The sequence below is a fragment of the Microbacterium sp. BLY genome, from assembly GCF_017939615.1.
In the GTDB taxonomy this organism is placed as follows: Bacteria; Actinomycetota; Actinomycetes; order Actinomycetales; family Microbacteriaceae; genus Microbacterium.
Genome location: NZ_JAGKSR010000001.1, coordinates 172,927 through 194,020, shown reverse-complemented (window position 1 = coordinate 194,020; position 21,094 = coordinate 172,927). Strand labels below are relative to the sequence as shown.

Here is a 21,094-nt window from a genome sequence, read left to right as displayed (position 1 = left end):
ATGCCCAAGCCCACCAAGGGTCCCCGCCTCGGAGGCGGCCCCGCCCACGAGCGCCTGCTGCTTGCCAACCTCGCCGCTGCGCTGTACACCCACAAGTCGATCAAGACGACCGAGACCAAGGCCAAGCGCCTGCGTCCGCTCGCCGAGCGCCTCATCACCTTCGCCAAGCGCGGAGACCTGCACGCCCGCCGTCGCGTGCTGTCGGTCATCGGTGACAAGGAAGTCGTGCACGTCCTGTTCAACGAGATCGCTCCGCTCGTCGCGGACCGCGAGGGTGGCTACACGCGCATCACCAAGGTCGGCAACCGCAAGGGCGACAACGCGCCCATGGCCGTGATCGAGCTCGTCCTCGAGCCCGTCACCCCGAAGGCGAAGTCGACCAAGAAGGCCGCCGCTGCTCCGAAGGACGAGAAGCCGGCTGCCGAGGAGGCTCCCGCCGAGGAGACCGTCGAGGCCCCCGCGGACGAGACTGCTGCCGACGACACGGCTGCCGAGGCCGGCGCCGAGTCGCAGGCCGAGGGCGAGGCCGCTGAGGCCGCCGCCGAGGACGCCGTCGAGAAGAAGTCCGAGTAAGGACCTCTCCCTACGAAGCCCGCCGCCCCTTCCGGGGTGGCGGGCTTCGTCGTTCACCCGCGATCGGTGCCCGTCACAGCGGACTCGGAGGTCTGATCCGCCGCGATTCGGGCGAGGGAGGGGCCGGGAGTAGGCTGATCCGGTGAACGATGCGACGGTCCTGAAGCGCGGGCCTCGCGCCTACGCGGCGTTCATCGGCATCGGCCTCCTCGCCGGCCTCCTCTCCGGTCTCTTCGGCGTCGGCGGCGGCACGGTGATCGTCCCGCTGCTGGTGCTCCTGCTCGCGTTCGACCAGCGACTCGCGGCCGGAACCTCGTTGGCCGCGATCGTCCCGACGGCGGCCGTCGGCGTCATCTCGTACGCCGCCTCCGGCTCGGTCGCCTGGATCCCGGCGCTGATCCTCGCCGCCGGGGCCGTGGTGGGCGCCCAGATCGGCACTCGGCTGCTTCCGCGGATCTCGCAGACCGCGCTCCGCTGGGGTTTCGTCGGCTTCCTCGCGATCGTGATCGTGAGCCTGTTCCTCGTGATCCCGTCGCGCGACGCCGTGTTCGAGCTCACCTGGCTGACCGGCGCCGCCCTGGTCGCGGTGGGGATCGGCACCGGCGTCCTGGCCGGTCTCATCGGTGTCGGCGGCGGCGTGATCGTCGTCCCGGTGCTCATGCTCGCGTTCGGCACGAGCGACCTCGTCGCGAAGGGCACGTCGCTGCTGATGATGATCCCGACCGCTCTCTCCGGCACGGTCGGCAACCTCCGCAACCGGAACGTCGATCTCGTCGCCGCGCTGCTCATCGGCGTCTCGGCGTGCACGACCACGGCGCTCGGCGCCTGGCTGGCGACCATCGTCGACCCGACCGTCGGCAACCTTCTCTTCGCCGCGTATCTCGTGGTGATCGCGGTGCAGATGGGGATCAAGGCCGTCCGCGGTCGGCGACGCGGCTGATCGGTTTCCCCGGCGTCGCCGGAGCCGGCCTGTCGGCGGGCCTCGGTAGGATCGACGGGTGGCAGTGAACCAAGATCTCGTCGGCCGGGAGTTCCCGCCGACCGCCCCCTACCTCGTTGGGCGGGAGAAGGTGCGCGAGTTCGCGCGCGCCGTCTTCGCCGACGCCCCGCAGCACACCGACGTCGAGGCCGCCCGCGCGGCCGGCTTCGCCGACGTGGTGGCGCCCCCGACCTTCGCGATGGTCCTGCAGGACCTCACGCTGCAGCAGCTGCTGGCCCAGCCCGATTCCGGCATCGTGCTGGCGCGGACCATCCACGCCGAGCAGCGGTTCCGTTACACGCGGCCGATCGTCGCGGGCGACGAGCTGACCGCGCAGCTGCGCGTCACCGGCATCCGCATGATAGGCGGCAACGCCATGATCACCAGCGAGGCCGAGATCACCGACGACGGCGGAGCCCACGTCGTCACGGCTACGAGCGTCCTGCTCGTCGGCGCCGAGGAGGAGGCCGCATGAGCGCGTTCACCGTGGGAGACGTGCTCGCCGAGCGCACCGTGCACCTGACGAGGGAGTCGCTCGTCCGCTACGCCGGGGCTTCCGGTGACTTCAACCCGATCCACTACCGCGACGACGTCGCCGCCGCGGTCGGCCTTCCCGGTGTGCTGGCGCACGGCATGCTGACGATGGGCATCGCCTCGTCGGTCGTGGTCGCCGCCCTCGATCCGCGGACCCGCATCCTCGACTACGGCGTGCGCTTCACGAAGCCCGTGGTGGTCGACCCCGAGACCGGCGCCGACGTGCAGGTCGTGGCGACGGTCGGTGCGGTCGACGACGAGTCCGCACGGATCGACCTCAAGGTCACCACCGGCGACACCACCGTGCTCGTCAAGGCGCAGCTGCGCGTCGCCGTCCGATGAGCGACGTCGAGCCGATCCGCCTGGCCGAGCTCACCACTCTCCGCACGGGCGCCGCTCCCGCGCGCATGCGAGAGGCGACCACCACCGACGAGCTCGTCGCGGTCCTCCGCGAGACCTGGGCGGAGGGTGATCCCTGGCTGGTGCTCGGCGGCGGGTCGAACCTCTTCGTGGGGGACGAGCCGTTCGAGGGCACCGTCATCCGCATCCGCACCAGCGGGATCGAGGAGCTGCCGTCGCCGCACGACGGCCGGATCCGTCTGCGGGTGCAGGCCGGGCACGGCTGGGACGACCTCGTCGCCCACACCGTCGCGCAGGGCTACGCCGGGCTCGAGGCCATGAGCGGCATCCCGGGCACGGTCGGGGCCTCCCCGGTGCAGAACATCGGCGCCTACGGCCAGGAGATCCAGGAGACGCTGGTCGAGGTCGACCTCATCGACGAGGCCACGGGCGAGATCTCCACCGTTCCCGCCGCCGACCTCGGGCTGGGCTTCCGCACCTCGGTGCTCAAGCATCATCACGGCAGCGAGCCGCAGCGGCGGGCCGTGATCCTGTCGGTCACGGTCGACCTGCTGGTGGCGCGGGAGCGGGTGGTCCGCGGGGAGCAGCTCCGTCGAGCGCTCGGCCTGACCGACGACACCCCGGTGCCGCTGACGTGGGTGCGGGAGCGCATCCTCGCCACTCGCGCGTCGAAGGGCATGCTGCTGGACGCCGACGACCCGGACACGCACGGCGTCGGCTCGTTCTTCCAGAACGCGATCGTCACGGCCGCCCAGGCCCGCTCGCTGCCGCCGGAGTGCCCGCGCTGGCCGGTGGCTCCCGACCTGGACGCCGTCACGGTGATCCCGCTCGCGTCCTACGACGGTCATGTGCCGGCCGCGAAGACCGAGGCGCCGGACGTGAAGGTGAGCGCGGCCTGGCTCATCGAGCAGGCGGGCATCCGCAAGGGGTTCAAGCTGCCCCGATCGCGGGCCTCGGTGTCGACCAAGCACGCTCTGGCCCTCACCAACCGCGGCGGCGCCACGGCGGCGGAGGTCGCCGAGCTCGCCCGTTTCATCCAGAACCGCGTGCATGCCGAATTTGGGCTCGTGCTGCAGCCGGAACCCGTGCTGGTGGGCGTCGACCTGTGACGAAGCTCGAGCGGGTGTCGCGGACGCAGGCGGTCGTGGACGGGCTCCTCGACGCCATCATCGCGGGCCGGCTCGAGGCCGGGCAGCCGCTGCCTCCCGAGGGGGAGCTGGCAGACCAGTTCGGCGTCTCCCGGCTGACGATGCGCGAGGGCGTGCGTCTGCTCCAGGCGCAGGGAGTGATCGTCGCCGTGCCGGGCACCCGGCACCGTATCGCTCCGACCGAGGAATGGACGGGCCTCGACGCCGTTGTCCGCCACGCGCAGAGCGCGGACGCGCGGGAGCGGTCCTCGCTGGAGATGCTCGAGATGCGCATGATGTTCGAGACCGGGGCGGCCGAGCTCGCCGCCGGGCGGCGCACCGAAGAGCACCTCGCCGAACTCGAGGCTCTGCTCGCCGAGATGCACCGAGCGCATGAGCGTGCCGACGTCGAGGGGTTCGTGGCGGCGGACCTCGCCTTCCACGATGTGATCATCCGTGCGGCGGAGAACCGCATCCTCGTCGCCTCGATGCGTCCGCTGACCACGATGCTGCAGGCCACCCGCAGCGAGACGAGCGCGATCCCGGACATCCGCGAGCACGCGCTGGCCGAGCATGCCGCCGTGCTGGAGGCGATGCGCACCGGCTCGGGCGCGGCCGCCCGTCAGGCGATGCGCAGCCACATGCGGCAGACCAGGGACGATCTGCTGCACTACGTGCACGGCCGCTGAGCCGGGCGAAGCCCGCGTTTTGGAGCGGGCCGGCTCGTGGGGTACGCTCATCGTTATCTGATATCGGATAACGATCGGATTCCCCCGGTTCGTCGCCCCACGGCGGACCACTCCCGGAACGAAGGAGTTCGTGTGCACATCGACGACCTGCTGGCCCCCCTGCCCGCACCCGTCGCCGCCACCGCCGCCGAGGTCCGCACGGAGGTCGACCCCGCCGATGTGCTGGTCGTCCTCGACGACGACCCGACCGGCACGCAGTCGGTCGCGAACCTCCCCGTCCTCACCCGGTGGGAGCGCCCCGACCTGGACGAGGCGCTCGCGACCGGTGCCGCCGCCGTCTACGTGCTCACGAACACCCGCTCCCTCGACGAGGACGCGGCGGCCGCCCGCAACCGCGAGATCGTCGACGTGACCCTGGCCGCGGCCGCGGCACACGGACGGCGCGTCACGTTCGTCTCGCGGGGCGACTCGACGCTCCGCGGCCACTTCCCGCTCGAGACCGACGTCCTCTCCACGGAGATCGCCTCCCGCACCGGCCGCGCCCCCGCACTGACCCTGCTCGTGCCCGCGTTCCCCGACGCCGGCCGCATCACCGTCGACTCCGTGCACTACTGGGTGACCGACGGCGAGGCCACCCCGGTCGGCGAGACCCCCTTCGCGGCCGATGCGACCTTCGGCTACACGTCCTCCGATCTGCGCGAGTGGGTCGCGGAGAAGACGCACGGCCGCATCCCCGCGTCGGCGGTCGCCGGCCTCGACATCCGCACCATCCGCAGCGGTGTGGACGCCGTCGTCCGTTTCCTCGAGGCCCTCGCCGACGGTACGGTCGTGGCGGTCGACGTCGTCGAGGAATCCGACATGCGTGTCGTCGCCCTCGCCCTGCACCGCCTCCGCGACCGGGACGTGCTGCTCCGCGTCGGCCCTCCCTACGTGCGCGCACACATCGGGCAGGAGATCGCCGAGCCCGTGCAGGCCGCGGACATCCCCTTCGCGCATGACCGCGGAGGCCTCGTGGTCGTCGGCAGCCACGTGCCACTCACCACCGCGCAGCTCGAAGCGCTGATCGCCGCTCGACCGAACACCCGCACGATCGAGCTCGACGTGCGCGCCCTCATCGGCCCCGAACGCGAGAGCCACCTCGAGGCGCAGGCGCACGCCGTCGCCGCCGCGCTCGCCACCGGCACCGTGATCGTGCACACCACGCGGGAGCTCGTCACGGGCGCCAGCGGTGACGAGAGCCTCGCGATCGCTCGACGCATCTCCAGCGGCGTCGTCGATCTCGTGCGCCGGGTGCTCGCCATCGCACCGCCCCGCTTCGTGATCGCGAAGGGCGGCATCACCTCGAGCGACGTCGCCAGCGAAGCGCTGGAGATCCGCCGGGCCACCGTGCTCGGCCCGATGCTGCCCGGTCTCGTCTCGCTGTGGCAGCCGGAGACCGGCCCCGCCGTCGGCATCCCGTACGTCGTGTTCGCCGGCAACGTCGGCGACGCGGACTCCCTCGTCACCGTCGTCGCCACTCTCGCAGGCGACGATGGAACCCACCCGGAAGGACACTCATGACAACCACCGTCGCTGTCATCGGACTCGGCGCCATGGGGCTGCCGATGGCGACCCGCCTCGCCGAGCGCTTCACCGTTCGCGGTTTCGACATCGCCCCCGAACGCGTGTCCCTCGCCGCCGAGGCGGGCGTCACGCCGACCTCCTCGGCGGCGGACGCCGTGGACGGTGCGGATGCGGTGCTCGTCGCCGTCCGCACCGGCGCGCAGCTCGAGGCGCTGCTCTTCGGCGAGGACGGACTCGCTCCCCACCTCGCCGACGGCGCCGTCGTGATCCTCACCAGCACGGTGGGCACGGACGGCATCGACGCGATCGCCGCGCAGCTCGCCGCCCACGGCGCGGAGCTCGTGGATGCCCCGCTCTCCGGCGGACCGGTCCGTGCGGGGGAGGGCGACCTCCTCATCGTCGTCGGCGCCACGCCGAGTGCTCTGGAGACGGCACGCCCCGTTCTCGATCAGCTCGCCTCCACGCTGTCCATCGTCGGCGACAAGCCCGGCGACGGTCAGGCGCTGAAGACCGTCAACCAGCTCCTCTGCGGCGTGCACATCGCCGCGGCTGCCGAAGCGCTCGCGCTCGCCGATGCCCTCGGGCTGGACCGCGCCCGCACGCTGGACGCGCTGACGGCCGGTGCCGCGAACTCCTTCATGCTCGGCAACCGCGGTCCGCGCGCCCTGCAGGCGTACGACGAGGACGGTGCTGAAGTGCTCAGCCGCCTCGACATCTTCGTCAAGGACCTCGGCATCGTCGGCGACGCCGCCCGCCGGGCGCACCTCTCCACGCCGGTCGCCGCCGCGGCCGAGCAGCTGTTCCTCCTCGGCGAAGCGCAGGGCCTCGGCGCCCTCGACGACTCCGCCGTCATCCGCGTCGTCGCACCCGAACGACTGTCCTGAGCGCGACGTCGCGCCCTCACTGAAAGAAGAGATCCAGAGATGCTTCCTCTTCCGATCCTCATCCTGATCGGCCTGGCGGGCCTCGGCCTGCTGCTCCTGCTCATCATCCGGTTCAAGATGCAGGCGTTCTACGCCCTCATCCTGGTGTCGATCATCGTCGGCATCGCGGCCGGGCTCCCGCTGACCACGATCCCCGCCGACGGTGACACCCCCGAGCAGCTCGGCGTCATCCAGGCGATCATCGCCGGTGTCGGCGGCACGCTCGGCTCGGTGGCCGTGCTCGTCGCGCTCGGGTCGATGCTCGGCAAGATCATCGAGCTGTCCGGCGGCGCCGATGCGCTCGCCGGCCGTTTCACCGGCTGGCTGGGCCCGAAGCGCGTCGGCATCGCGCTCGTCATCGCCGCCGGCGTCCTCGCGATCCCGGTGTTCTTCGACGCGGGGTTCATCATCCTCATCCCCATCGTGTTCGCCTTCTCGAAGGCCGCCGGTCTCAACCCGATCAAGTTCGGTCTTCCCGTGGCCGGCATCATGCTCGCCGTGCACGTCGCGGTGCCCCCGCACCCGGGCATCGTCGGCGGCTCCGCGATCCTCGGTGCCGACATCGGCTGGGTCACGATCTTCTCGCTCGCGATCTCGGTGCCTCTCGGTGTGCTGTCCTACCTCGTCGCGAAGTGGATCAACACCCGCGAGTTCGCGATGCTGGCTGCCACCAAGGAGATGTACGACAACTTCGGCACGGAGAAGTCGACGCTCACCGGCGGACTGGGCGAGGGCGAGAAGGCGCCGGGCGCCGGCACGGTCCTCGGGCTCATCCTCCTTCCGCTCGTGCTCATCATGCTCGGCACCGCGGTGGCGCCGCTGTTCGAGGCAGGCACGTTCTGGAACGGCTTCCTCAGCATGGTCGGCCAGCCGATCTTCGCGCTCATGGTCGCCATCGCCGCGGCGATGTACCTGCTCGGCATCCGCCGCGGATGGTCGGCGGCGCACCTCGGTGAGGTCATGGAGTCGGCGCTGCCGGCCGCCGCGGTCATCATCCTCGTCACCGGTGCCGGTGGCGCCTTCGGCCGGATCCTCACCGAGACGGGGATCGGCGGCGCGGTCGCCGAGGTGCTCGCCGCCAGCGGGATGCCTCTGCTGCTCGCGGCCTTCCTCATCTCGCTCATCATGCGTGCCGCCCAGGGGTCCGCGACCGTCGCGATCGCCACCACCGCGGGGCTCCTGCTGCCGTCGGTCTCCGCGATGGGGCTGGACACCGTGCACACCGCGCTGCTCGCGGTCGCGATCGGCTACGGCGGCCTCGGCCTCAGCCACGTGAACGACTCGGGGTTCTGGGTGGTCACGCGGTATCTCGGTCTGTCGGTCAAGGACGGTCTGCGCACCTGGACGCCGTTGACGACGGTGCTCGGCGTGGCCGGCTTCGCACTGACCTGGATCCTCTACGCGGTGATCCCCGTCTCCTGACTCCGTCCGCACGAACGGCCGTCGCCCTCTCCGGGTGGCGGCCGTTCGTCGTCGCCGGCGGGTGGCGGGGGCGCGCGGGCGCCGCTACGCTCGCCGGATGAGCGGACTGATCCCGTACCTGCTGTTCCCCGGCAACGCCGCAGAGGCGCTCGGCCACTACCGCGACGTCTTCGGAGGCGAGCTCCAGCTGATGGATTACGCGAGCGCCGGTCGTCACGACGGCCCGGGCGACGCGGTCGCGCACGGACAGCTCGGCGGCCCGGTCGAACTCGCCGCGGCCGACGCGGGAGCCGATGACGACGCGGTGCAGATGAACGGGATGTTCCTCTCGCTCCTCGGCACGGCCGACCCCGGAACGCTCACCCGCTGGTACGACGAGCTTTCCGCCGGTGGCCGCGTGATCGATCCGCTGCAGCAACGCCCGTGGGGAGACGTCGACGGCACCCTCGTCGACCGCTACGGCATCCGCTGGCTGATCGGCTTCCACCCCGACGACTGACCCGGGACCCCGGCTTCACGCCGAGACCCCCTCGTACCTGCGCAGGTACGAGGGGGTCTCGGCGGTGAAGCGAGGCCTCGGCGGTCAGGAAGACGAGGAGAACAGGCGCTGCAGGCGCTGCACGCCCTCGAGGAGCTGGTCGTCGCCGAGCGCGTACGACATGCGGATGTAGCCGGACGGACCGAACGCCTCGCCGGGGACCACGGCCACCTCGGCCTGGTCGAGGATGAGGTCGGCGAGTTCCAGCGAGGTGGTCGGGGTGACGCCGCCCCAGGTGCGGCCGAGCAGGCCCTGCACGTCGGGGTAGACGTAGAACGCGCCGAGGGGGTTCGGGACCACGAGTCCGTCGATCTTCGACAGCTCCGACACGATGAGCTGACGGCGGCGGTCGAAGGCCTCCCGCATCTTCTCGGCCTCGTCCTGCGGGCCGTTGAGCGCCGCGATCGCCGCCTTCTGCGCGACGTTGTTTACGTTGCTCGTGAGGTGCGACTGCAGGTTGCCGGCGATCTTGATGGCGTCGACCGGACCCACCATCCAGCCCACGCGCCAGCCGGTCATCGCGTAGGTCTTCGCGACCCCGTTGACGAGGATCGTCTGATTCGCGGCCTCCGGCACGGCCTCCATGATCGAGGTGGCCTTCACGCCCTCGTAGGTGAGGTTCTGGTAGATCTCGTCGCTGATGATCCAGATGCCGTGCTCCACGGCCCATTCGCCGATGGCCTTCGTCTCCTCGGCGGTGTACACCGAGCCGGTGGGGTTCGACGGCGACACGAACACGAGGACGGTGGTGCGGTCGGTACGCGCCGCCTCCAGCTGCTCGACGGTCACCTTGTACTCCTGGTCGGCACCCGCGAAGACCTCGACCGGGGTGCCGTCGGCGAGACGGATCGCCTCCGGGTAGGTGGTCCAGTACGGGGCCGGCAGCAGCACCTCGTCGCCCGGGTTCACGACCGCCTGGAACGCCTGATACACCGACTGCTTCCCGCCGTTGGTGACGATGACCTGGGCAGGGGAGACCTCGAGTCCGGAGTCGCGGAGCGTCTTGGCGGCGATCGCCTCGCGCAGCGCCGGGAGTCCGGGGGCGGGGGTGTACCGGTAGCTCGCCGGATCGGCCAGAGCCTCGGCAGCCGCGTCCACGATGAACTGCGGCGTGGCGAAGTCGGGCTCGCCCGCGGCATACGAGATGACGGGCTTGCCCTCGGCTTTGAGGGCCTTGGCCTTGGCGTCGACCTTGAGGGTCGCGGACTCGGCGATGGCGGACAGCTTGCGGGAGAGAGGAGCGCGTTCGGTCACGGTTACGAGCGTACTCGGGTCGCCTCGCGAGCGGTCGGGGGTGTCGTCATCAAGAACCCCGGTTCTTTCGGCCTGCGGATCCCTTCCAGGGCTCAGTCGGTGGAGAGACCGTGCGCCTGGGCGACGGCGTCCAGCGTGATGCGTCCCGCCTGCACGTTGAGGCCCTTCGCGAGAGCGGCGTCCTCGGACGCTGCCCGCTCCCAGCCCTTCGCCGCGATCGCCGAGACGTAGGGGAGAGTGGCGTTCGTCAGGGCCCGGGTCGCGGTCGTCGGCACGGCTCCCGGCATGTTCGCGACGCAGTAGTAGATGGAGTCGTGCACCGCGAAGGTCGGGTCGTCGTGGGTCGTCGGACGGGAGCCCTCGAAGCAGCCGCCCTGGTCGATCGCGATGTCGACGAGCACCGATCCGGGCTTCATGGCGGCGACCATGTCGTCGGTCACGAGCTTGGGGGCCGCGGCGCCGGGGATGAGCACCGAGCCGATCACGAGGTCCGCCGTCGTCAGCTCCTCGGCGATGTCGTACCGGCTGGAGGCGCGTGTCTCCAGGGCGCCGCCGTAGCGGTGCTCGAGCTCACGCAGCCGGGGGAGCGCCACATCCACGACGGTGACCTTCGAGCCGAGTCCGAGCGCGTTCGCCGCCGCGTGCTCGCCCGCGACGCCGCCGCCGATCACCACGGTCTTGGCCCGTGGGGTGCCGGCGATCCCGCCCAGCAGCATGCCGCGGCCGCCCTGCGAACGCAGCAGCGAGTGAGACCCCATGATGACGGAGAGGCGGCCGGCGATCTCGCTCATCGGCACGAGCAGCGGCAGGGTGCGGTCCGGGAGCTGGACGGTCTCATACGCGACGGCGGTCGTGCCGGCCGCGACGAGCGCCTCCGTCAGCGGGCGGTCGGCGGCGAGATGCAGATACGTGAAGAGCGTGAGGTCGGGCCGGAGGAAGCCGTACTCCTCGGCGACGGGTTCCTTGACCTTGATGAGCAGATCGGCATCGCCCCAGGCGTCGGCGGCGGTCGCCACGATCTCGGCACCTGCGGCCAGGTACGCGTCGTCATCGATGCTCGACCCGACGCCGGCGCCGGACTGCACGAGCACGCGGTGCCCTTCCCGCACGAGCCGATCAGCGCCGGCCGGGGTGAGGGCGACGCGGTTCTCGTTGTTCTTGACTTCGGTCGGGACGCCGATCTTCATCGATCCTCCAGGTGTCGGGGGCTCAGGGTGCAGACAAGGATCGCAGAAACGTCGAGAAATGGACAGAATCGATGAAGACTCTTCGGTGAACGCCTGAATCCTGAATAATGCTTCGTATGACCAACGCCTCTGCTGCGTCCGAGCCGAACAGCGTTCGGGCGCCGGCCCTCGATCCCACCGACGCGCGCATCGTGCAGCTGCTCACGGCCGACGGGAGGATGACGAACGCCGAGCTGGCCGGGCGTCTGGGAGTCGCCCCGTCGACCGCGCACGCACGCCTGCGCGGGCTGATCGAGCGCGGCGTCATCACCGGGTTCCACGCGAGCGTCGATGAACGCGAGCTCGGCGCCGGTCTCCAGGCGATCATCGGCGTCAGTCTTCGCCCGGCCGCCCGGCGGGAGAGCATCGTCGAGTTCGCCGACCGCGTCCGCGCGCTGCCGCAGGTGATCCAGGTGTTCTTCCTCGGCGGAGACGACGACTTCCTCCTGCACATCGCGGTCGCCGACTCGTCGGAGATGCGCGAGTTCGTGCTCGAGCACCTGTCCGCGCAGAGCAGTGTGGCGTCGACCCGCACGAGCATCGTGTTCGACTACCACCGCAACTCGGTCGCCGCGTCGTTCCACTGAGCCCCGCGGTTCAGGTCTCGAACGAGGAGGGCACCGCGCAGTAGTCGGCGAACCGCCGGGTGGGATGGGCCGGATCGGTCACGTCGACGAGGGCGTTCGCCGCAGTGTGCGGGGGCTCGTCTCCCGCGAGCTGCCAGAGGACGAAGTTCCACATGCCGCGCGCACTCGGCGACACGATCGCGCTCGGGCCCGACACGAGGAGCACGGCATCGCTGTCGGTGGCGCGGAACGGCCCGACGACGTCGGCGCGGAGGGCGGCTTCCTCCCCATCGGCGGTGTGTGCGCGCTCGATGGTCTGGCCGGCAGCGGTGAGAGCGGCGGCCAGGTCATCCGCGACCGCGCGCGAACGCTCGGCGTCGGCCCCGGCGACCGCGATCAGCCGTCGCCCTCGCGGATAGTGGTGCAGGAACTCCTCGGCGATGCTGTCCCATACGGCGCTCATGGCTCCAGGCTACGCCCGGCAGGGAGCATGCGGGCCGGGTGGGACGTGAGGATGCCGCGGACCTCGCGGCCCGCGGCATCCCGGCATGCGTCAGTCCTCGTCGACCAGGAACCGGCTGTAGGCGCCCAGGGTGAGGAAGGTCGGGAACTCCTCGCGGAGGGCGACCTCGCGGAAGATGTCGGCGGCGTCGTCGAAGCGGTCGCCCTCGCGCCGGTCGACCTCGTCCAGCACCTCGCCGATCAGTCCTTCGACGTACTCGACCGTGATGGGGGTGCCCTCCTGCGTCGTGCGGTCCTGATGGATCCACTGCCACACCTGCGAACGGCTGATCTCGGCGGTCGCCGCATCCTCCATGAGGTTGTCGATCGCCACGGCACCGAGCCCGCGCAGCCAGGCTTCCAGGTAGCGGATGGCGACGGAGACGTTGTCCCGCACGCCCTGCGCGGTGATCGGGCGGCCGATGTGCAGGTCGAGCAGGTCGCGCGCCTCCACGTGCACGTCGTCGCGCTGGCGGTCGACCTGGTTCGGGCGGTCTCCGAGCACGGCGTCGAACTCGGCCTGCGCCGTCGGGATCAGGTCCGGGTGGGCGACCCAGGTGCCGTCGAAGCCGTCGCCGGCCTCGCGCTTCTTGTCGGACGACACCTTCTCGACCGCGCGTGCCGTCACCTCGGGGTCGCGGCGGTTCGGGATGAACGCGCTCATGCCGCCGATCGCGAAGGCTCCGCGCTTGTGGCACGTCTGCACGAGCAGCTCGGTGTAGGCCCGCATGAACGGCACCGTCATCGTGACCTCGCTGCGGTCGGGGAGCACGAAGCGGGCCCCGCGGCCGCGGTAGTTCTTGATGATCGAGAAGATGTAGTCCCAGCGCCCGGCGTTGAGGCCCGCGCAGTGGTCGCGCAGCTCGTACAGGATCTCGTCCATCTCGAACGCCGCCGGGAGCGTCTCGATCAGCACGGTCGCGCGGATGGTGCCGTGCGGGATGCCGATGTACTCCTCGCTGAAGGAGAACACGTCGTCCCACAGCTTCGCCTCTTCGCTGGACTCGAGCTTCGCGATATAGAAGTACGGTCCGCGTCCGCCGTCGATCAGCGCCTGCGCGTTGTGCAGGAAGTAGAGGCCGAAGTCGACCAGCGATCCGGAGGCCGAGGTGCGACGCCCGGCGCGGTCGATGAACGCGAGATGCTTCTCCGGCAGGTGCCATCCGCGCGGACGCATCACGATCGTGGGCGTGCGCTCGGCGGTGACGCGATACTCCTTGCCCTCGGGGGAGGTGAAGGAGAGCTCGCCGCGGATCGCGTCGCGCAGCGACAGCTGCCCCTCGATGACGTTCCTCCAGGTGGGGCTCGTGGCGTCCTCCTGGTCGGCGAGCCAGACCCGTGCCCCGGAGTTCAGGGCGTTGATGGTCATCTTCGGGTCGGTGGGTCCGGTGATCTCGACGCGGCGGTCCTCGAGCCCGGGGCCGGCCCCGGCGACGCGCCACGTGGTGTCCTGGCGGATGTGCGCGGTGTCCTCGCGGAACTGGGGGTCGTGCCCGTTGCCGATCTCGAAGCGGCGACGCATCCGGTCGGCCAGCCGGTCGTGGCGGCGGGAGGCGAACCGGTGGTGGAGCTCGGTGAGGAAGGCGATCGCCTCCGGGGTGAGGATCTCGTCGTAGCGGTCGCGCATCGGGCCGGCGATCTCGATCGCGGGCCCCTGCCGGGTCGTCTGTATCGGTTCGGTGGTGGTGGGAGTGGTCATGATCGTGTCCTTCGTCTGTGCTTCGACAGGCTCAGCAACCCACGTGGTTGGGTCCCTGAGCCTGTCGAAGGGTGGGGTCAGTGGAACTGGGCGGTCTCGGTGGAGCCGGCCAGGGCGAGGGTCGCGCTGTCGGGGTTGAGCGCGGTGGAGATGACGTCGAAGTAACCGGTGCCCGCCTCGCGCTGGTGCTTGGTGGCGGTGTAACCGTCGGCTTCGGCGGCGAACTCGGCTTCCTGCAGCTCGACGTAGGCGCTCATGGCGCGCTCGGCGTAACCGCGGGCGAGGTCGAACATGGAGTGGTTCAGGGCGTGGAACCCGGCCAGGGTGATGAACTGGAACTTGTAGCCCAGGTCTGCCAGCTCCTGCTGGAACGTCGCGATCTCGGCGTCCGACAGGTGGCGCTTCCAGTTGAAGCTCGGCGAGCAGTTGTAGGCCAGGAGCTTACCGGGGAACTGTGCGTGGATCGCCGCGGCGAACTCCCGCGCCAGCGCGATGTCCGGCTCGCCGGTCTCCACCCAGAGCAGGTCGGCGTAGGGGGCGAAGGCGAGACCGCGGCTGATGACCGACTCGATGCCCGGACGGATCCGGTAGAAGCCCTCGGACGTGCGCTCGCCGGTGGTGAACTCCCGGTCGCGCTCGTCGACGTCGCTGGTGAGCAGATCGGCGGCGAGGGCGTCGGTGCGGGCGATGATGACGGTCGGCACGCCGGCGACATCCGCCGCGAGGCGGGCCGCGTTCAGCGTGCGGATGTGCTGCTGCGTGGGCACGAGCACCTTGCCGCCGAGGTGGCCGCACTTCTTCTCGCTCGCGAGCTGGTCCTCCCAGTGGATGCCGGCGGCACCGGACTGGATGAGGGACTGCGCGAGCTCGTAGGCGTTGAGCGGCCCGCCGAATCCGGCCTCGGCATCGGCGACGATGGGCGCGAGCCAGTCCTGGGTGATCCCGCCCTCGGCGTGCTCGAGCTGGTCCTGCCGCAGCAGGGCGTTGTTGATGCGGCGCACGACGGCCGGCACCGAGTTCGCCGGGTAGAGCGACTGGTCGGGGTAGGTCTGTCCGGCGAGGTTGCCGTCGGCGGCGACCTGCCAGCCGGAGAGGTAGATGGCCTTCAGTCCGGCGCGCACCTGCTGCACGGCCTGACCGCCGGTGTAGGCGCCGAGGGCGCGGATGTAATCCTCCGTGTGCAGGAGGTTCCAGAGGTTCTCCGCACCGCGGTGCGCGAGGGTAGCCTCCTCGCGGACCGAACCGCGGATGCGGATGACGTCCTCCGCGGAGTAGGTGCGCTCGACGCCGTCCCAGCGTGGGTCGGTGTCCCAGATCTCCTGGAGCTCCGCGGCCGTCTGCACCTGGTCGCCGGCTCGCAGACCGGCGGGGCGCGGGGTGGGGGTGTTGGCGGTGTTCGTCATGGTGTCTCCTCGGTGGATCCGGCTGCGGTGCCGGAGTGGCGTGTACCCACTGTGTGTGAAGTTCGAGGCATCCGATGACCGTTGTCGGGGAGAAGATCGGCCGAAATTCTGTTTCTGTGACAGAATCGGCGGCATGAGCCCTTCGACGAGCTCGGGGGCCCCGGCCTCTGAGGCAGAAGAGACCGACGCCCTCACGATCGGCCGTCGCATCCGGCAGCTCCGGACGGCCAGAGGCATGACCCTCGACGATCTGGCTTCCGCCGTGGACCGGGCGCCGAGTCAGATGTCGATGATCGAGACCGGCAAGCGCGAGCCGAAGCTGACGCTACTCCAGGCCATCGCCCGTGCGCTCGGCGTCACGATCGATGCCCTGCTGGAGGGCGAGCCGCTCGATGAGCGCAGCGCGATCGAGATCGCCCTGGAGCGGGCGATGAAGGGACAGACGTTCCAGGCGCTGGGCATCGATCCGTTCCGCATCGGCAAGAGCGTGCCGACGGAGGCGCTGAAGGCGCTGCTCGCCCTGCACAGCGAGATCGACCGCCTCAAGGACGAACGCGCCGCGACGCCCGAGGAGGCGCGACGCGCCAACGTGGAGCTCCGGCACCTGATGCGGCGACAGGACAACCACTTCGCCGACCTCGAGGCGAAGGCGGCCGAGATCCTCGCGGCTGTCGGCCATCCCGGGGGACCGCTGACCCAGCGCACCGCCTCCGAGATCGCGGCCCATCTCGGCTTCACCCTGCACTACGCCCCCGACCTGCCGCAGACCACCCGCAGCGTCGCCGACCTCGCCAACGGTCGGCTGTACCTGTCGAGCAGCGTGCCGGCGAAGGGGGATGCGCGCACCGCGGTGCTGCAGGCACTGTCGAGTCGCATCCTGGGGCACTCCGAGCCGCGCAGCTACGCCGAGTTCCTCCGGCAGCGGGTGGAGACGAACTACCTCACCGGTGCCCTGCTGATGCCGGAGGCGGACGTCGTCCCCGCGTTGCAGGACGCCAAACAGCGGAGGGCGATCTCCATCGAAGACCTCCGTGACGCGTACTCCGTGTCGTACGAGACGGCGGCGCACCGGTTCACCAACCTCGCCACCCGGCACCTCGACATCCCGGTCCACTTCCTCAAGGTGCACGAGTCGGGCACGATCACGAAGGCGTACGAGAACGACGACGTGAACTTCCCGACCGACCGCCTCGGCGCCATCGAGGGGCAAATGTGCTGCCGGCGCTGGACCTCCCGCGTCGTCTTCGACGAGGACGACCGGTTCAATCCCTACTACCAGTACACCGACACCGGCAACGGCACCTATTGGTGCACCGCCCGGGTGGAGGCGTCGAGCGAGGGGCTGCACTCGGTGAGCGTGGGGGTGCGGTTCGACGACACGAAGTGGTTCGTCGGCAGGGACACCCCGCACCGCGGCGTCTCGAAGCACTCGGTCGAGGTGTGCTGCCGTCGGGCTCCCGCCGAGCTGGAGGAGCGGTGGCGGGAGCATTCCTGGCCGAACGTGAAGACCCCGCGCACCCTGCTGGCGACCCTGCCCACCGGCGCCTTCCCCGGCGTGGACACCACCGACGTGTACGAGTTCCTGGAGTCTCACGCGCCCCGGTGACCCGGCTCGATACGCTCGATCGATGAGCAGAGACGTCTTCCCCGGTCCGTTCGGTCCGATGCCCGAGGCAGGGGCGGCGGCGATCCTGTGGATGCCCCCGCAGCCGGACGCCCCCGGGCCCGTCCGGTTCGTCGACGGCTTCGAACCGTTCGCCGATCTTCTGCGAAGCCAGGGGGTCGACCCCGCGATGCTGGCCGGCGACCTCGCGGCGACCTGGGACGCGGTGGCGGCGCATCCGGAGATCCTCGACCGCGCGGACCTCGCCGCGGCCGCCGCGCGCTTCGTCGGCAACGTCATCGCGGTCGTGCACCCGGCGGCGACGTGGCGGATGACCGGCGAACCGGAGATCGGGACGAACACCATCTCCATCCCCGTCGCCGGCCTCGTGCAGGGCATGGTGCAGCAGCCCGACCAGCGGGATGCGTTCCTGCAGATGCTCGGCTCGTGGGATCAGGACGATCGTGACGACGAGGAGATGAGGGCGCTGTCTGCGGAGGACTCCGCTCCTGCCGCCGTCGTCCCGGCGCACGCCTACGTGCGTCCCGCTCTCCCGACCCCGACGTTCTTCGACGAGAGCGGCGAGGTCATCCGCTACGGACGCCGCTGGCCCGACGGCATCGCGCCGGAGGAGGCGTACTCCCGGGAGTCCCACCCGGAGCGTTTCGCACCACTGACTCTCGTGGTCGACGCGCTCGTCGAGCACCTCCGTCGCGGGTACCAGGTCGAGGTGCGGCGAGAGTCGGGGGAGGACGGGACGGAGCGCATCGTGCTCGCACCGGCGCGCGGTGCGCAGATCGCGATCACGCCGGGCGTAACCTCCGTCTGCGTCGAGGCCGGCGCCCTGTTCCGCGCGATCGTGCCGTCGTGCATCTGCGATGCGTGCGACGAGACCGCCGAGACCGCGGCGGACGAGCTGGAGCGGATCGTGCTCTCCATCGCAGCGGGCGGCTTCCGGGAGAAGTACCCCGTAGGGCACCGTGCGTGGCTGTATACGGAGGTCCGGTCGCCGGACGGCGAGCGGCGGGAGACTGGCTCCGGCCCCGCGCCGGACCTCTCCGCCGAGGATCACGAGCGCGCGGCGGCCCTGCTGCGCGGGCTCGACGACGGCTGGTGGCCGGCCTGGCCGCTCCGCTCGACTCACGCCTGACCCCGCCTGCCCGCGACCCCCCTCCGCTCCCGTCTTCTCCGCGGCGCCGGATGCACGATCGGGTCACCCGTGCACGACCGAGCCCGGGGAGGGCTCGTGCATCCGTCACCGGATCGTGCACGGCACTTAGTTTTATCTTGCTTAGTCAAGATTGACTATGTTACTTTCATCGAGCCATCAATGACGAACGGCCGAGAAGGGACCCTCATGGCTACTTCCTCTGCGGAAACCCGATTCCGCACCACTGCCACCCTGACGTGCGTTCTCGCCGCCACGCTGACGCTCGGAGCATGCTCCTCGCCGGCGCCCGGCGGCGATACCGCCCCCACGAGCGCGGGCGGCAGCGACGCCTGCCAGCGCAATCAGGACGCCGGCACCATCACCTACATCTCCGGCTACGGCTACTCCGCCAGCGCCGGGCAGCTCGACGTGTTCCTGGCGAAGGAGCTGGGCTATTTCGACGACCTCTGCCTCGATGTCGAGATCAACGCCTCGGGCGCGAACGGGCAGCAGCTCGTCGCCTCGGGGCAGGCGCAGTTCACCGCGCTCGGCTCCGCCTCCGACGTCATGCTCGCCGCCGCGAACAGCAAGAACCTCACCGCCGTCGCGACCTACGGCACCACCCCGCCGTTCTCGATCTTCGGCAACGAGAAGCTCAAGGACCTCACCGACCTCGAAGGCGGATCGCTGGGCTACTTCATCAACCTCACGCCCATCGCCTCGGCCATGCTCGACGAGGCCGGCGTCGACGTCTCGAAGGTCGAGATGGTGAAGATGACCAACTACGATCCCACCGTCGTCGTCCGGGAGCAGGTCGACGCGATCGTCGGTTACGCCTCCAACCAGCCGCAGACGCTGAAGGCGCAGGACCTCCCGTTCAGCGAGTTCCTGCCCTCCGACCTCGGCGTCGAGGGGACCTACAACGTCATGGAGGTGAACTCGCGCTTCCTCGCCGAGCACCGTGAGGTCGCCGCCGACTTCATGCGCGCGAGCCTCAAGGCCCTGCAGTTCTGCCTCGACGAGGCGGACGAGTGCATCGACATGCTGGCGACGCTCGCCGAGGAGAACGGTCAGGGGGCGGCGTTCCCGCGCGACCAGCTCGCCCGCACCTGGGAGGTCGAGTCGGCCTGGGTGCGCGAGAGCGCGGGTGGCAACCCCGGCGTGCAGACCGCGGCCATGTGGGAGCCGGAGTACGAGATCGTGCAGGAGTACGGCGACGTGAAGAACCTCCCCGCGATCGCCGACATGATGGACCCGGATCTCGTGGCCGACCTCTACGACGGCGACACGCTCATCTGGTCGGAGAAGTGATGACCGCGACACACGGCGCGGGCGTCGAGGTCCGCAACGTCACGAAGTCGTTCGGCGTCGATGGCGCCCAGGTGACCGTGCTCGACGACGTGAGCCTCACGATCGGCCGGGGCGAGTTCGTCTCGGTGATCGGACCGAGCGGCTGTGGCAAGTCCACGCTGCTCAAGGTCGTCGCCGGCCTCCTCGACGCCGACACCGGCACCGTCACGATCGACGGCGAGAGCGTCACGGCGGCGTCCCGCGACAAGAAGATCGGTCTCGTCCCGCAGTCCCCGGCGCTGCTGCCGTGGAAGACGGTGCGCGAGAACGTGGAGCTGCCCGTGCGGATCAACCGCGGGGCCAACGGCGACCGCGCGCTCCGCGACCCGGCCGAGCTGCTGGCGACGTTCGGCCTCGGCCACGCGATGCGGAAGTATCCGGGGCAGCTCTCCGGCGGCATGCAGCAGCGCGCCGCGATCGCCAGGGCCTTCGTGTTCGATCCGGCGATCATGCTGATGGATGAGCCGTTCTCCGCCCTCGACGAGATGAACCGCGACCTGCAGCGCATCGCCCTGCTGGACTTCTGGCAGTCGAACCGCAAGGCCGTGATGTTCGTCACCCACTCGGTGCCGGAGGCGATCATGCTCTCCGACCGGATCGTGGTCATGGCAGCCCACCCGGGCCGCATCGCCGAGGTGATCGACGTGAACCTCCCGCGTCCCCGCACCGAGGAGGCGTACGCGACGGACGAGTTCCGCGACCTGGAGGCAGTCGTGCGCGGTGCGCTGCGCGCGCAGACGGAGAAGGCCCATGTCTGAGCTGACGATGAGAGACACCACCGCCACCCTCGCCACCGCCCGCCTGAAGGGGCAGCCCCGCCGCGGCGTCCCCGGCTGGCTCCGCTGGGGCTCCTGGGTGCCGACCCTGATCACGTTCATGATCGCGGCGCTGCTCTGGCAGATCGTGGCGTGGACGAACCCATACGTCCTCCCGACCCTGGAGGCCATCGGCGCCAGCCTCGTAGAGGATGCGGGCATGTACTGGTCCAACTTCCTCGTGACGCTGCTCGAGGTCGTCGTCGGGGCCTCCGCCGGCATCCTCGCGGGCTTCCTGCTGGCGGTGGTGATGGCGGAGTTCCAGATCATCGAGCGGGCCGTCATGCCGCTGGTCATCATCGTGATGGTGACCCCGATCGTCGCGATCGCCCCGGCGCTCGTCGTCGCCTTCGGGTTCGGCATGGTGCCGAAGTTCATCGTCACGGGGCTCGTCGTGTTCTTCCCGATGCTCGTGAACTCGCTGGCCGGTCTTCGCGACGTCGATCAGAAGGCGCTCGACGTGTTCACGACACTGCACGCCTCGCGGTGGGAGACCTTCCGCGAGCTGCGGTTCCCCGGCAGCATGCCGTACGTGTTCGCCGGTCTGCGGATCGCGCTGCCGCTCGCCGTGGTCGGCGCGGCCGTGGCCGAGTTCGTCGCGGCAGGCCAGCAGGCCGGCCTCGGCTCGCTCGTCACCACGTCGGCCGCCCAGGCGAACCTCCCCGTCACCTGGGCGAGCATCGCCCTGCTCTGCCTGCTCGGGGTGCTCCTCATCGTGCTTCTCGCGGTCGTGCGCCGGCGCGTCCTGTGGTGGAGCGACGGCGAGGTCACCGCGAAGGGCTGACCGCACGACCCCCGGTCCCGGGGGCGCGACCCCTG

Annotated in this window: 21 protein-coding genes; 16 read left to right on the top strand and 5 right to left on the bottom strand. The window is 70.4% G+C overall.

Translation table 11 applies throughout. The features are described from left to right. The 10 genes from rplQ to KAF39_RS00935 all read left to right on the top strand — a co-directional run bounded on the left by rplQ (position 1) and on the right by KAF39_RS00935 (position 8,669). Positions 1-573 carry a 50S ribosomal protein L17 gene (rplQ, locus tag KAF39_RS00980; protein WP_071328950.1) on the top strand — a complete coding sequence of 191 codons (573 nt, stop codon included), beginning with the start codon at positions 1-3 and terminating at the stop codon, positions 571-573. A 142-nt stretch (positions 574-715) separates the two neighbouring features. Then, positions 716-1,513 carry a sulfite exporter TauE/SafE family protein gene (locus KAF39_RS00975; RefSeq protein ID WP_210675567.1) on the top strand — a complete coding sequence of 266 codons (798 nt, stop codon included), beginning with the start codon at positions 716-718 and terminating at the stop codon, positions 1,511-1,513. Positions 1,514-1,571: 58 nt separating this feature from the next. After that, positions 1,572-2,027: a MaoC family dehydratase N-terminal domain-containing protein gene (locus tag KAF39_RS00970; protein ID WP_210675566.1), complete on the top strand. Its 456-nt coding sequence runs from the start codon at positions 1,572-1,574 to the stop codon at positions 2,025-2,027. Next, positions 2,024-2,428 carry a MaoC/PaaZ C-terminal domain-containing protein gene (locus tag KAF39_RS00965; RefSeq protein WP_210675565.1) on the top strand — a complete coding sequence of 135 codons (405 nt, stop codon included), beginning with the start codon at positions 2,024-2,026 and terminating at the stop codon, positions 2,426-2,428. The genes KAF39_RS00970 and KAF39_RS00965 overlap by 4 nt, the downstream gene beginning before the upstream one ends. Further along, positions 2,425-3,555: a UDP-N-acetylmuramate dehydrogenase gene (locus tag KAF39_RS00960; RefSeq protein ID WP_210675564.1), complete on the top strand. Its 1,131-nt coding sequence runs from the start codon at positions 2,425-2,427 to the stop codon at positions 3,553-3,555. Before KAF39_RS00965 ends, KAF39_RS00960 begins: the two co-directional genes overlap by 4 nt. Continuing rightward, positions 3,552-4,262, top strand: coding sequence for a FadR/GntR family transcriptional regulator (locus KAF39_RS16205; RefSeq protein ID WP_210675563.1), 711 nt, complete (start codon positions 3,552-3,554; stop codon positions 4,260-4,262). The genes KAF39_RS00960 and KAF39_RS16205 overlap by 4 nt, the downstream gene beginning before the upstream one ends. A 132-nt stretch (positions 4,263-4,394) precedes the next feature. Further along, on the top strand, positions 4,395-5,822 hold the full coding sequence (locus KAF39_RS00950) for a four-carbon acid sugar kinase family protein (protein WP_210675562.1): 1,428 nt from the start codon (positions 4,395-4,397) through the stop codon (positions 5,820-5,822). Continuing rightward, positions 5,819-6,709 (top strand): NAD(P)-dependent oxidoreductase, encoded by an 891-nt coding sequence (locus tag KAF39_RS00945; protein WP_210675561.1) that lies wholly within the window; start codon positions 5,819-5,821, stop codon positions 6,707-6,709. Before KAF39_RS00950 ends, KAF39_RS00945 begins: the two co-directional genes overlap by 4 nt. Positions 6,710-6,748: 39 nt before the next feature. Further along, complete coding sequence (locus KAF39_RS00940; protein WP_210675560.1) at positions 6,749-8,170, top strand: GntP family transporter; 1,422 nt, start codon at positions 6,749-6,751, stop codon at positions 8,168-8,170. A 97-nt stretch (positions 8,171-8,267) separates the two neighbouring features. After that, complete coding sequence (locus tag KAF39_RS00935) at positions 8,268-8,669, top strand: VOC family protein (RefSeq protein ID WP_210675559.1); 402 nt, start codon at positions 8,268-8,270, stop codon at positions 8,667-8,669. Positions 8,670-8,753: 84 nt separating this feature from the next. On the opposite strand, the gene KAF39_RS00930 is transcribed toward KAF39_RS00935, so the two are convergent. Together KAF39_RS00930 and ald are read right to left on the bottom strand one after the other, a co-directional pair. Continuing rightward, positions 8,754-9,962, bottom strand: a complete 1,209-nt coding sequence (locus tag KAF39_RS00930) for a pyridoxal phosphate-dependent aminotransferase (RefSeq protein ID WP_210675558.1) — start codon at positions 9,960-9,962, stop codon at positions 8,754-8,756. A gap of 92 nt (positions 9,963-10,054) precedes the next feature. Then, positions 10,055-11,149 carry an alanine dehydrogenase gene (ald, locus tag KAF39_RS00925; protein WP_210675557.1) on the bottom strand — a complete coding sequence of 365 codons (1,095 nt, stop codon included), beginning with the start codon at positions 11,147-11,149 and terminating at the stop codon, positions 10,055-10,057. Positions 11,150-11,256: 107 nt separating this feature from the next. Here ald and KAF39_RS00920 point away from each other — a divergent pair, with 107 nt between their 5' ends. Further along, the gene (locus KAF39_RS00920; protein WP_210675556.1) at positions 11,257-11,775 is read left to right on the top strand and encodes an Lrp/AsnC family transcriptional regulator; all 519 of its coding nucleotides are present in this window, start codon (positions 11,257-11,259) and stop codon (positions 11,773-11,775) included. Positions 11,776-11,785: 10 nt separating this feature from the next. Here KAF39_RS00920 and KAF39_RS00915 read toward each other — a convergent pair whose 3' ends face one another. The 3 genes from KAF39_RS00915 to aceA all read right to left on the bottom strand — a co-directional run bounded on the left by KAF39_RS00915 (position 11,786) and on the right by aceA (position 15,357). Further along, positions 11,786-12,217: a hypothetical protein gene (locus KAF39_RS00915; RefSeq protein ID WP_210675555.1), complete on the bottom strand. Its 432-nt coding sequence runs from the start codon at positions 12,215-12,217 to the stop codon at positions 11,786-11,788. A 90-nt stretch (positions 12,218-12,307) separates the two neighbouring features. Then, positions 12,308-13,954 (bottom strand): malate synthase A, encoded by a 1,647-nt coding sequence (gene aceB, locus KAF39_RS00910; RefSeq protein WP_210675554.1) that lies wholly within the window; start codon positions 13,952-13,954, stop codon positions 12,308-12,310. A 77-nt stretch (positions 13,955-14,031) separates the two neighbouring features. Beyond that, positions 14,032-15,357 (bottom strand): isocitrate lyase, encoded by a 1,326-nt coding sequence (gene aceA / locus KAF39_RS00905; RefSeq protein WP_210675553.1) that lies wholly within the window; start codon positions 15,355-15,357, stop codon positions 14,032-14,034. A 133-nt stretch (positions 15,358-15,490) separates the two neighbouring features. Here aceA and KAF39_RS00900 point away from each other — a divergent pair, with 133 nt between their 5' ends. From KAF39_RS00900 to KAF39_RS00880, 5 genes are all read left to right on the top strand, one after another. After that, positions 15,491-16,963, top strand: a complete 1,473-nt coding sequence (locus KAF39_RS00900; protein ID WP_210675552.1) for a helix-turn-helix transcriptional regulator — start codon at positions 15,491-15,493, stop codon at positions 16,961-16,963. A 22-nt stretch (positions 16,964-16,985) separates the two neighbouring features. After that, complete coding sequence (locus KAF39_RS00895) at positions 16,986-18,110, top strand: DUF6226 family protein (protein ID WP_210675551.1); 1,125 nt, start codon at positions 16,986-16,988, stop codon at positions 18,108-18,110. 207 nt (positions 18,111-18,317) lie between these two features. Continuing rightward, positions 18,318-19,421: an ABC transporter substrate-binding protein gene (locus KAF39_RS00890; RefSeq protein WP_246878198.1), complete on the top strand. Its 1,104-nt coding sequence runs from the start codon at positions 18,318-18,320 to the stop codon at positions 19,419-19,421. Then, positions 19,421-20,218: an ABC transporter ATP-binding protein gene (locus KAF39_RS00885; protein WP_210675549.1), complete on the top strand. Its 798-nt coding sequence runs from the start codon at positions 19,421-19,423 to the stop codon at positions 20,216-20,218. The genes KAF39_RS00890 and KAF39_RS00885 overlap by 1 nt, the downstream gene beginning before the upstream one ends. After that, complete coding sequence (locus tag KAF39_RS00880; protein WP_210675548.1) at positions 20,211-21,059, top strand: ABC transporter permease; 849 nt, start codon at positions 20,211-20,213, stop codon at positions 21,057-21,059. The genes KAF39_RS00885 and KAF39_RS00880 overlap by 8 nt, the downstream gene beginning before the upstream one ends. The last annotated feature ends 35 nt before the right edge of the window (positions 21,060-21,094 follow it).